This is a genomic window from Parabacteroides sp. CAG:2, from assembly GCF_000436315.1.
Lineage (GTDB): Bacteria > Bacteroidota > Bacteroidia > Bacteroidales > Tannerellaceae > Parabacteroides > Parabacteroides distasonis.
Genome location: NZ_FR885330.1, coordinates 12,892 through 24,179, shown reverse-complemented (window position 1 = coordinate 24,179; position 11,288 = coordinate 12,892). Strand labels below are relative to the sequence as shown.

Annotated in this window: 10 protein-coding genes; all 10 read left to right on the top strand. The window is 42.1% G+C overall.

Annotated features, from left to right (window positions below):
- The first annotated feature begins 235 nt into the window (after positions 1 to 235).
- Positions 236 to 709, top strand: coding sequence for a hypothetical protein (locus QVP94_RS18140; protein ID WP_005858467.1), 474 nt, complete (start codon positions 236 to 238; stop codon positions 707 to 709).
- A gap of 35 nt (positions 710 to 744) precedes the next feature.
- Positions 745 to 936, top strand: a complete 192-nt coding sequence (locus QVP94_RS19380) for a helix-turn-helix domain-containing protein (RefSeq protein WP_009017080.1) — start codon at positions 745 to 747, stop codon at positions 934 to 936.
- Between the two features lie 371 nt (positions 937 to 1,307).
- Entirely contained in the window at positions 1,308 to 1,388 is an 81-nt protein-coding gene (locus QVP94_RS19375) for a potassium-transporting ATPase subunit F (protein ID WP_080504992.1), read from the top strand.
- A gap of 27 nt (positions 1,389 to 1,415) precedes the next feature.
- Positions 1,416 to 3,125 carry a potassium-transporting ATPase subunit KdpA gene (gene kdpA / locus QVP94_RS18135; RefSeq protein WP_022193165.1) on the top strand — a complete coding sequence of 570 codons (1,710 nt, stop codon included), beginning with the start codon at positions 1,416 to 1,418 and terminating at the stop codon, positions 3,123 to 3,125.
- A 16-nt stretch (positions 3,126 to 3,141) separates the two neighbouring features.
- Complete coding sequence (kdpB, locus tag QVP94_RS18130; protein WP_005858473.1) at positions 3,142 to 5,181, top strand: potassium-transporting ATPase subunit KdpB; 2,040 nt, start codon at positions 3,142 to 3,144, stop codon at positions 5,179 to 5,181.
- A gap of 80 nt (positions 5,182 to 5,261) precedes the next feature.
- Positions 5,262 to 5,924 (top strand): potassium-transporting ATPase subunit C, encoded by a 663-nt coding sequence (locus tag QVP94_RS18125; RefSeq protein ID WP_022193164.1) that lies wholly within the window; start codon positions 5,262 to 5,264, stop codon positions 5,922 to 5,924.
- A gap of 31 nt (positions 5,925 to 5,955) precedes the next feature.
- Entirely contained in the window at positions 5,956 to 6,726 is a 771-nt protein-coding gene (locus QVP94_RS18120) for a hypothetical protein (protein ID WP_005858477.1), read from the top strand.
- A 13-nt stretch (positions 6,727 to 6,739) separates the two neighbouring features.
- The gene (locus tag QVP94_RS18115; RefSeq protein WP_005858479.1) at positions 6,740 to 7,861 is read left to right on the top strand and encodes a sensor protein KdpD; all 1,122 of its coding nucleotides are present in this window, start codon (positions 6,740 to 6,742) and stop codon (positions 7,859 to 7,861) included.
- A 10-nt stretch (positions 7,862 to 7,871) separates the two neighbouring features.
- Entirely contained in the window at positions 7,872 to 9,590 is a 1,719-nt protein-coding gene (locus tag QVP94_RS18110) for a sensor histidine kinase (protein ID WP_005858481.1), read from the top strand.
- 28 nt (positions 9,591 to 9,618) lie between these two features.
- Positions 9,619 to 10,965, top strand: a complete 1,347-nt coding sequence (locus QVP94_RS18105) for an aspartate kinase (RefSeq protein WP_005858483.1) — start codon at positions 9,619 to 9,621, stop codon at positions 10,963 to 10,965.
- The last annotated feature ends 323 nt before the right edge of the window (positions 10,966 to 11,288 follow it).

Sequence of the window (11,288 nt, the reverse complement as noted above, 5' to 3'; positions counted from 1 at the left end):
TTCATTTTGAAAAACAGGATTGAAAAATGGTGGCCTTGCAAGAAGTACTTGGTTGCTCATAGAAGGATATGAGTTTCATATTATATATTATTGCAATTAAAGTTGTTTTATGTGTACCAAAATCTTTTTCTCCATTCATTCTGTAAAGATTTGAATTGTTTTTTTCTTTTTGAGCCGTGGATATAATTTATTCACGGCTTATTTAAAGGATTTGATTTCAAAAATTAGGATACAAATGGAAAAGAATATGCGGATGAAATTTTTAAAGCAACGGATAACGGTAATATTACTGTTAGTGGCTAGCGTATGTATATGTGGTAGCATCAATGAATTCTATGTCTTCGAAAATGATTATTATTTTAAATATCTGCTGAATACTTTTACAGGAATCATCCTTTTGACAGGAATTGCCTATTTATGCTATCCTCAAAAGAAGACAAATCAGGAAAATGAATTGGTGCTGAATGAATACAAACTGGTGTATGAAACGGAGTCTACCGCATCGCAATATTTTATTTCTGATACAGAAGCTTGGAACACATTAAGAAAACAATTGAAAACAACAGCTCAAGGACATGCTATTTTATATATCAGCGAAAGTTGCGAATTGCCTATAATCAATAACATGATTTTAGCTAAAAAGAGAAATTTCGATTGTTGGAAGCCTGCCTGTGCAGGGCAGATATCTAAAGATTTTGGTGAGATTTAAAGTGATCATAAAAAATATATGGCAGCCATAAAACGATGTCCATGGAAAGGAAATGTCAATTATCTGAAAATACGGGGAATAATATTGAATTGGACCTAGTCAGCGTTGAAAAGCACCACATTCAGAAAGTTCTCCAACATACTAACGGATACAAACCCGAAGCTGCTCGTCCTCTTGGGATAGCCTTAACCACACTTTATAGGAAGATGGAAGCCTATGGACTATAATGTGGAACACTTTGTTCTTGCATACCCGGTAGGTTTACCTAAAACAGGCAGCTTGCCTTTTTTATATACCTTTTCAAAATGAAAATATCTTTTTCCTTTTGAAAAGGATTGAGCATATTACATAATAATATTATTTTTTGATTATATAACTGATAAACAATGCATTGTGCAAGAACTCGATTTTTTGGCACAGCTTTGGCATATAGTAGGGTGGAAAACAAATAAATAGTATTAACAATTAAAAAAGACAAGTATGGAAGATACGTTATCATTTTTGTTCTTGTGTGCTACCGGTGTAGCATGCTATTGGTTTTTCTTCAAGTGTGTGGACTGGTTTGAGAAAATTTAATGTAAGAAAGGAGAATTAAATTATGTTTTTAGCACTGTTTATACTTTGCTTATTGATCTTCGGGTATTTGATGTATGTCCTAATTAAGCCCGAAAAGTTTTAATGGTAATTAGTTTTTTTAAGTGAAAAGATGAATACAGAAATTTTAGGTGTAGCATTGCAGATATTGCTGCTGCTGGTTATCAGTTACCCGCTGGGAAAGCATATCGCCAAGGTGTATAAGGAGGGAAACGACTGCATGCGTTTCATGGCTCCAATTGAAAGATTTATTTACAAGCTGGCGGGTATCAACCCCAATGAAGAGATGGATTGGAAGGCATTCTTGAAATCTCTGCTTATTATAAACGTATTTTGGTTCTTCTGGGGTATGATCCTGTTGGTATCGCAAGGATATCTTCCTTTGAATCCTGATGGGAACAGCGGACAAAGTCCAGATTTGGCGTTCAACACGTGTATTAGTTTCATGGTTAACTGTAACTTGCAGCACTATAGCGGAGAAAGCGGTTTGACTTATTTTACACAGTTGTTCGTCATCATGTTGTTCCAGTTCATCACTGCTGCAACAGGTATGGCTGCCATGGCTGGAATTATGAAGTCGATGGCCGCCAAAACAACTAAAACAATCGGCAACTTCTGGCACTATTTAGTGATCAGCTGTACACGTATCCTTTTCCCGATGTCTCTGATCGTGGGTTTCATCCTGATCATACAAGGTACGCCGATGGGCTTTGACTCCAAAATGACAATCCCGACATTGGAAGGAGCTGAACAAACTGTTTCACAAGGTCCTACAGCTGCAATCGTTCCGATTAAACAGTTAGGTACGAATGGTGGTGGTTATTTCGGAGTAAACTCTTCTCACCCTTTGGAAAACCCGACTTATCTGACCAATATTATAGAATGCTGGTCTATTCTAATCATTCCAATGGCATTGGTATTTGCTTTGGGATTTTATTTGAAACGTAAAAAGTTAGGTTATGTGATCTATGGCGTGATGCTGTTTGCTTATCTTTTAGGAGTATTCTGTAACGTTCACTATGAGATGGCAGGTAACCCGAAAATCGACGAGATGGGTATTGACCAGTCTTGCGGTGCTATGGAAGGTAAGGAAACCCGTCTGGGTCCGGGCGCAACCGCTTTGTGGTCTGTGACTACGACCGTCACCTCTAATGGTTCCGTTAACGGTATGCACGACAGTACAATGCCTCTTTCTGGTATGGTGGAGATGTTGAACATGCAGATCAATACATGGTTTGGTGGTGTCGGCGTAGGTTTCATGAACTACTATGCATTCTTGATTATAGCCGTATTCATCAGCGGTTTGATGGTCGGACGTACGCCGGAATTCTTAGGTAAAAAGGTAGAAGCCCGAGAAATGAAGATTGCAACGATCGTTTCGTTGGCTCACCCATTCGTGATTTTGATCTTTACGGCTATCTCTTCCTACGTATGGGTATATGCCCCTGAATTCGTAGAGAGCGAGGGTGGCTGGTTGAACAACCCTGGTTTCCATGGTTTCAGTGAAATGTTATATGAATATACTTCTTCTTCTGCTAACAACGGTTCCGGTTTTGAAGGATTAGGCGACAATACCTATTTCTGGAACTACACTTGCGGTTTGGCACTGATCATTTCACGTTATTTGCCAATTGTCGGACAGGTAGCTATTGCAGGTCTTTTGGCAAACAAGAAGTACACTCCGGAGAGTGCGGGTACATTAAAGACTGATACGGTTACATTCGGTGTGATGACATTCTTCGTAATCGTCATCGTTGCTGCCTTGTCATTCTTCCCGGCACAAACATTAGGCCCGATCGCCGAATATTTTAGTATTTACTAATTGACAGATTAAGAAGATGAGAAATAACAAAACTGCTTCTTTATTTCCAAAGAAGCTCGTTATAGAAAGTTTGAAGCAATCATTCATTAAGTTGAATCCGCGGATGATGTTCCGTAACCCGATCATGTTTATCGTGGAGGTGGTGACATTCGTCATGTTGTTTGTTACGATTTGGGCGGCTACCACCGGTGATACGACACAAGGATCTTTCGGTTACAATATCTTAGTGTTTATTGTATTGTTCGCCACGTTGCTTTTCGCCAACTTCGCAGAGGCGATTGCAGAGGCACGAGGCAAGGCACAGGCCGACAGTTTGCGTAAGACCCGGGAAGAAACTCCTGCCAAATTGTGTGTCGGTAACAAGATCGAAACGGTCAGTTCTTCTCAGTTGAAGAAAGGCGACATCTTTATTTGTGAAGCCGGCGACACGATTCCTTCCGATGGTGAAATTATCGAAGGTCTGGCTTCTATCGATGAAAGCGCCATCACAGGTGAATCTGCTCCGGTGATCCGTGAAGCGGGTGGAGACAAGAGTTCTGTAACAGGCGGTACGAAAGTATTGTCCGACCAGATCAAGGTGAAAGTGACGACCGAACCGGGTGAAAGTTTCTTGGATAAGATGATCGCCTTGGTGGAAGGAGCTTCTCGCCAGAAAACTCCGAACGAAATCGCCTTGACAATCTTGCTGGCAGGTTTTACATTGGTATTCGTTGTTGTTTGCGGTACCTTGAAACCGTTTGCTGATTATTCCAACACGACGATTACGATCGCGGCCTTTATCTCTTTGTTCGTTTGTTTGATCCCTACTACGATCGGTGGTTTGTTATCTGCCATCGGTATTGCCGGTATGGATCGTGCGTTGTCTGCTAATGTGATCACCAAATCCGGTAAGGCGGTTGAAACAGCTGGTGACATTGATACTTTGCTGCTCGACAAGACTGGTACGATCACGATCGGTAACCGTAAAGCAACCCAGTTCTATCCGGTATCCGGCATTGACGAACACTCTTTTGTACAAGCTTGTCTACTGTCCTCTCTTTCTGACGATACGCCCGAAGGTAAGTCAATCGTGGAACTGGGACGTGAAAAAGGTGTACGTGTACATGATTTGAATACATCCGGATCAAAGATGATCAAGTTTACGGCAGAAACTAAATGTTCAGGGGTGGATTTGGCAAATGGTACTCGCATCCGTAAAGGAGCTTTTGATGCTATTCGTAAGATGAGTGAGGCTGCCGGCAACAAATATCCGAAAGAGGTGGCCGATTTGGTTCAGAAGATTACGAGTAACGGCGGTACTCCGTTGGTTGTTTCACAGGATGATTTCATCATCGGTGTGATCGAATTACAGGATATCATCAAACCGGGGATCCAAGAACGTTTTGAACGTTTGCGTAAGATGGGTGTGAAGACGGTAATGGTAACCGGTGATAACCCGTTGACCGCAAAATATATCGCTGAAAAAGCCGGTGTAGACGATTATATCGCCGAAGCCAAACCGGAAGACAAGATGAACTATATCCGTAAGGAACAGGAAAACGGTAAGCTGGTCGCCATGATGGGGGACGGTACGAACGATGCCCCGGCCTTGGCTCAGGCAAACGTTGGTGTCGCAATGAACAGTGGTACGCAGGCTGCCAAGGAAGCTGGTAATATGGTTGATTTGGACAACGACCCAACGAAACTGATCGAGATTGTCGAAATCGGTAAACAGTTGCTGATGACTCGCGGTACGCTGACTACTTTCAGTATCGCTAACGACGTGGCCAAGTATTTCGCTATCGTACCAGCTCTGTTCATGGTTACGATCCCGGCATTGGCCCCGATGAACATCATGCACCTGCACAGTCCGGAATCAGCGATCCTAAGTGCGATCATCTTTAATGCGATCATCATCCCGATTCTGATCCCTCTGGCATTACGTGGTGTGGCTTATAAACCGATCGGTGCTTCCGCATTGCTTCGTCGCAACTTGCTGATCTACGGTTTGGGCGGTGTAATTGCCCCGTTCATTGGTATCAAGTTGATAGATATGATTGTAAGTTTATTCATGTAAAAGTAAAATCAATATTAAAAACCTTCCTCCCTCTGTATGAAGATAGGAGGAAGGTTAAGAAAATAAAACAATAATTCATTATGATATCAAATCTTTTTAAATCATTAAGACTGACAATTGCATTTTGTTTGTTCTTCAGTGTTTTCTACATCTTCGTTTTGTGGTTGTTTGCCCAAGTGGCAGGACCGAATAAAGGTAATGCAGAACTGGTTACATTGAATGGAAAAGTAGTGGGGGCCGCCAACGTTGGTCAGAATTTCACGCAAGATATTTATTTCTGGGGACGTCCTTCCCATGCTGGTGACGGTTACGATGCATCCAGTTCGGCAGGTAGTAACAAGGGACCTTCCAATGAAGAACATTTGGCCTTGTTGGAAGAACGTATTGATACATTTTTGGTCAGTTCGGCAGGTAGTAACAAGGGACCTTCCAATGAAGAACATTTAGCTTTGTTGGAAGAACGTATTGATACATTCTTGGTTCATCATCCTTACCTAACCCGTGAAAAAGTTCCGGCTGAAATCATCACAGCCAGCAGTTCCGGTTTGGATCCCCATATCTCACCGAAAGCGGCTTATGCACAGGCCAAACGTGTAGCGGACGCTCGTGGATGGTCGGAAGAAAAGGTCATGGGTATCGTCAATTCTCATGTTGAGAAACCGTTATTGGGTATGTTCGGAACGGAGAAAGTAAATGTATTGAAATTAAATGTTGCGCTTGATCAAGCATCAAATAACAAATAACAAATTTTAATAAGTCAATTAGATTTAGGTTATGAAATCATTCGTAAAAAAAGTAGCAGCCTTGGCAATTGTATTCTCAATGGCATCTTCTACGTTGGCTAATGCACAGGAAGAGGATGGTAAAGTAAGTTTTTCTGTGCAGGGAGATTTGGTAAGTTCCTATATTTGGCGTGGTTTCTACCAGACTGGTGCTAGCTTCCAGCCGACACTATCACTGGGGGTAGGTAATTTCTCTTTGACAGCCTGGGGATCTACCGATTTTCAGGGAGCAAACTCTACATCTATGCCTGCGGCTAAAGAGATAGATTTAACGGCAGCGTATACATTCGGATCAGCTGGTCCTACATTATCTGTCGCTAGCTTATGGTGGGCAGGGCAAGGCTCTTGCCGTTATTTTAACTTCAAAAGCCATGAAACAGATCACCATTTTGAAGCAGGTTTGGCTTACACTTTGCCTATTGAGAAGTTACCTTTGTCTATCGCCTGGAATTTCATGTTTGCCGGTCAAGACAAAGATGAAAATGGAAACCAAAACTATTCTTCTTATGTGGAGTTGAATTTTCCATTCACAGTGAAGGGCGTCGATCTGAATGCAACTTGTGGTGTTCTTCCGTATGATGCGGGAATAACTACGTATGGAGGTGATGTAAATAGTGGATTTGCAGTAACGAATGTTGCATTGAAAGCAACGAAAGATATCAAAATCACGGATTCTTTCTCATTACCTATTTTTACACAGGCAATTTGGAACCCTCGCATGGAGGATGCCCATCTTGTCTTGGGAATTTCTTTAAGACCTTGATATAATAATACGCATGGACCGAGAACAAAGTGTACAACATTTTTTAGATTTGTTGAAAAAGTCTCGTCGTGGCAATTTTAAAATCTACATCGGCATGATTGCCGGTGTAGGTAAATCGTATCGGATGCTATCAGATGCCCACCAATTACTGGAAAGCGGTATCGATGTCAAGATCGGTTATATAGAAACACATGGGCGAGTCGAGACGGAGGCATTGGTGGAAGGATTGCCTATCATCCCCCGCCGCAAGATATTTTATAAAGGAAAAGAGATCGAAGAGATGGACTTGCAGTCGATTCTCAGTATCCATCCTGAAGTTGTCATCGTTGACGAATTGGCTCATACCAATGTCGAAGGCAGTAAGAACGAAAAGCGTTGGCAGGATGTCATGGATATACTGGATGCCGGTATCAGTGTGATCACGGCGGTCAATATTCAGCATATAGAAGGACTTAACGAGATGGTGCAGGACGTGGTTGGCATTGAGGTCAAGGAACGTATTCCTGATATCGTACTGGAGCAGGCTGATGAAGTGGTCAACATAGACCTTACTGCTGACGAACTGCTGGCTCGGTTAAAAGCCGGAAAAATATACAAACCCGATAAGATACAAACAGCATTAAATAATTTCTTTAAGGCTGAACATATTCTTCAGCTTAGGGAGTTGGCATTGAAAGAGGTAGCTTTGCGGGTAGAAAAAAAAGTGGAGAATACCATTCCAGAGAATCTCGGCGTACGCCACGAAAGGTTTATGGCCTGCATCAGCAGTAATGAGAAAACTCCCCGTAAGATCATACGGAAAGTCGCACGGTTGGCAACCCGATATAATTCCAAGTTTTTTGTACTGTATGTACAAACCCCAAGAGAAAGTTCCGACAGGATTCCGTTGGCAAGTCAAAGGCATTTGCTTAACCATTTCAAGTTGGCAACGGAACTTGGAGGAGAAATCATTCAAGTGCAATCCCCACATATAACGGATGCGATCGTACAGGCTTGTAAAGAAAAGCAAATCAGTACGCTATGTATCGGACGACCAGCTTTAAAATATCCTTCCGCTATCCTTGCGATGGTCCACTATCGGAACATGTTAGAAGAGTTGGCTCAATTAGGCATTGATTTAATAATATTAGCATAAAAATCCTTCCATGAATATGAATATAAAAACAAAGTTGACTTATGGGATAGGACTTTTATTTGTCCTGATCACTTTATTAGGTGGATTGGCTATAAAAAACATTCATAATGTATCGGATGACACGCAGAATATCCTAGCGGATAATTATAATTCACTCCTTTATTCCCGTCAGATGCTCGAGTCACTGGATGCCATTCGGGAAAATCCGAATGCTCGAAAAGAGTTTGAGGCCGGGTTGGAAGCTCAGAAAAAAAATCTGACAGAGAAGGATGAAGACGTACTAACCAACCGATTAAGTTCGAACTGTGAAAAGGCGTTGGATGACATGGATGATGAATCGATTCGGCAGATACGCCAGACGATTTATACCATTATGGCAGTCAATATGTCTGCCATTTATGAAAAGAATGAAGTGGCTGTCCATACGGCGGAAAGGTCTCTCTTTTGGATCTGGACGGTAGGAATTGCTTGTATCGTGATCGCCTTCCTCTTTCTGGCTCACCTGCCACGCTCGGTCAGCGTACAGATCCAGAAATTGACGGATGGCATCAAGGAAATCACCAATGCCAATTACAGCAAACGGCTCAATTTGGGCAATGAACCGGAGTTTAAGGAAATAGCCACGTTGTTCAACGAGATGGCCGAGCGCTTGGCCGAATACAGGAACAGTTCGCTGGAAGATATCCTGCAAGGGAAAAAATATATAGAAACAATTATCAACAGCATTGCAGAACCTATCATAGGCTTGAGTAAGGAACGGAAGATTTTGTTTGTCAATGACGAGGCTTTGACTGTTTTGAATTTGACACGGGAAAACATTATCGACAAACCGGCTCCCGAAGTGGCGTTAAAAAATGATCTGCTGCGCCGTTTGATCCGCCAGTTGGTACATCCCGATGACAATAAGGATCCGTTGAAAATCTATGCGGACAACAAGGAAAGCTATTTTCAAGTAAAATACATCCCGATCAACGTTAACAGGCAGACTGGACTGGAGGGTAAGTATGTCGGGGATGTGATCCTGTTGAAGAACGTGACCGAATTTAAAGAAAAAGATATTGCAAAGACAACCTTTATTTCAACGATCTCTCATGAACTGAAGACACCGATATCGGCTATCATGATGAGCTTGGAACTGCTGGAAGACAATCGGATCGGAAAACTGAATACAGAACAGGAGAGCCTTTCCAAGAACATAAAGGAAAATAGCAACCGTTTGTTGGAGATCACTGGCGAATTGTTGAAGATGTCACAGGTAGAAAGCGGTAAGCTCTACCTGAATCCGAAGATTACCAAACCGATCGAACTGATCGACTATGCCATCAAGGCGAACCGGGTACAGGCCGAGCGTTTTAACTGTCAGATCGAAGTGGAGTATCCTGAAAAGATCACCAAATTGTTTGTCGACAGCGAGAAAATTGCTTGGGTTGTGACCAACCTGTTATCGAACGCCATCCGTTATTCGTCGGAGAACGGACGGATTATCATCGGTGCACGACAGATCGACAAAGCCGTCGAGATCTATGTCAAGGACTTCGGAAAGGGCATTGACTCGCGTTACCACGAAAGTATTTTCGACCACTATTTCCGTGTGCCGGGAACAAAAGTACAAGGTAGCGGTTTGGGACTTGCCATCAGCAAGGACTTTGTGGAAGCTCATGGTGGTACGATCCGTATCGAAAGCGAAGTCGGTAAAGGTAGCACGTTCGTGATCAGATTCAATGTATAAAAAGTAAAATCAAAAATCAGATAGTCTAATGAAAGTATTAAAATTTGGTGGTACTTCAGTCGGTTCTGCCCAGCGGATCAAGAATGTCGCATCAATCATTTGCGATCAGGAACAGAAAATAGTAGTACTCTCTGCCATGGCAGGGACAACAAACTCTTTAGTGGAGATATCTGAGTGTTTCCATAAGAAAGATCCGGGAAAAGCCAATGCGATCCTTTCTGCTTTGGAACAAGCTTATGTCAATCATATAGAAGAATTATACCAAAGCGATACCTACAAAGAAAGGGCCATGCAATACATGCTTGAACGGTCTCAACATGTCTGGTCTTTCTCTAATATGCCTTTCAGCATGTTCGATGAAAAGGAAATCTTGGCGCAGGGTGAGCTAATATCAACCTTTCTGATGACCTGCTATCTGGAAGAACAAGGAGTGAAGGTAGTTTTATTGCCTGCGTTGAACTTCATGCGAATTACAATGGACAATGAACCGGACATGGAATATATCGCTAAACACCTAAATACACTTTTGGAGCAAAACAAAGAGGCAGAAATATATATTACGCAAGGTTTCATCTGCCGGAATGCTTACGGCAGCATTGACAACTTGGAAAGAGGAGGAAGCGATTACACCGCCTCTCTAATTGGAGCGGCTATCCAAGCAGAAGAGATACAGATATGGACGGATATTGACGGGATGCACAACAACGATCCACGGTTTGTCAATGACACCGCTCCTGTTAGGCAGTTGAACTTCGACGAAGCCGCTAAGTTGGCACATTTCGGTGCCAAGATACTACATCCGACTTGCATCCTGCCTGCCAAGGAAAAGAACATACCGGTACGCCTCTTGAACGCATTGCAGCCAAATGCGTCGGGTACATTGATCTCGAATACGGTGGAAAAGGGTACGATCAAAGCTGTTGCCGCCAAAGACAACATCACGTATGTCAAGATCAAGTCGCTCCATACGATACCGACACCTCATTTTCTGAGCATCGTGTTTGATACGTTCTATAATTACAATACGCCGGTGGACATGGTGACCACTTCCGATATCGGGGTTTCCGTAACGATTGATGATGACAAGCATATAGACGAGATTGTGGGTGTATTACGGAAATACGCAACGATTACAGTCGAAAAGAATATGGTGATTGTTTGTGTTGTTGGTGACCTAGAATGGCAAAATGTCGGTTTTGAGGCACGCATCATCAATGCATTGAAAGATATTCCCGTACGGATGATTTCATACGGCGGAAGTAGTAGTAATGTATCGTTGGTGATGAAAGCGGAAGATAAAGTGCATGCTTTGAAGGCGCTTAGTGAACACTTGTTTTCCGTATCAGACAAACCTGTGTTATCATCCGTTTCTTAAAAGAAAATTAAGATTAATAGTTGAGCATATTTGTTTTTTGATTTGTTTTAGAAATGAAGCAGAAGCAGTCTTTTTTTGTAGAGACTGCTTCTATTTTTCGGTAATAAACAATGAAAATTCTTCTGTGTATTGACAGGTGGAAAATTTGGTATAAACTGTCCCCCCATTGTCCTATCTAAAGAGTTCCCCAAAATCCAATTTAAATTGCCCCACCCAAAAAACATTAAAAGAGTTACAGAATCAGTTCATAATTCTACATTAATCTATTAAATAGACAAAACAGATAGTATTCCCAATAAATCAATCAGCATGAACAAGATTTG

Bases quoted from the DNA above. Each gene is read 5' to 3' on its own strand.
- QVP94_RS19380 (WP_009017080.1), top strand. From the start codon at position 745: ATGTCCATGGAAAGGAAATGTCAATTATCTGAAAATACGGGGAATAAT.
- kdpA (WP_022193165.1), top strand. From the start codon at position 1,416: ATGAATACAGAAATTTTAGGTGTAGCATTGCAGATATTGCTGCTGCTG.
- QVP94_RS19375 (WP_080504992.1), top strand. From the start codon at position 1,308: ATGTTTTTAGCACTGTTTATACTTTGCTTATTGATCTTCGGGTATTTG.
- QVP94_RS18110 (WP_005858481.1), top strand. From the start codon at position 7,872: ATGAATATGAATATAAAAACAAAGTTGACTTATGGGATAGGACTTTTA.
- QVP94_RS18105 (WP_005858483.1), top strand. From the start codon at position 9,619: ATGAAAGTATTAAAATTTGGTGGTACTTCAGTCGGTTCTGCCCAGCGG.
- QVP94_RS18115 (WP_005858479.1), top strand. From the start codon at position 6,740: ATGGACCGAGAACAAAGTGTACAACATTTTTTAGATTTGTTGAAAAAG.
- QVP94_RS18125 (WP_022193164.1), top strand. From the start codon at position 5,262: ATGATATCAAATCTTTTTAAATCATTAAGACTGACAATTGCATTTTGT.
- kdpB (WP_005858473.1), top strand. From the start codon at position 3,142: ATGAGAAATAACAAAACTGCTTCTTTATTTCCAAAGAAGCTCGTTATA.
- QVP94_RS18140 (WP_005858467.1), top strand. From the start codon at position 236: ATGGAAAAGAATATGCGGATGAAATTTTTAAAGCAACGGATAACGGTA.
- QVP94_RS18120 (WP_005858477.1), top strand. From the start codon at position 5,956: ATGAAATCATTCGTAAAAAAAGTAGCAGCCTTGGCAATTGTATTCTCA.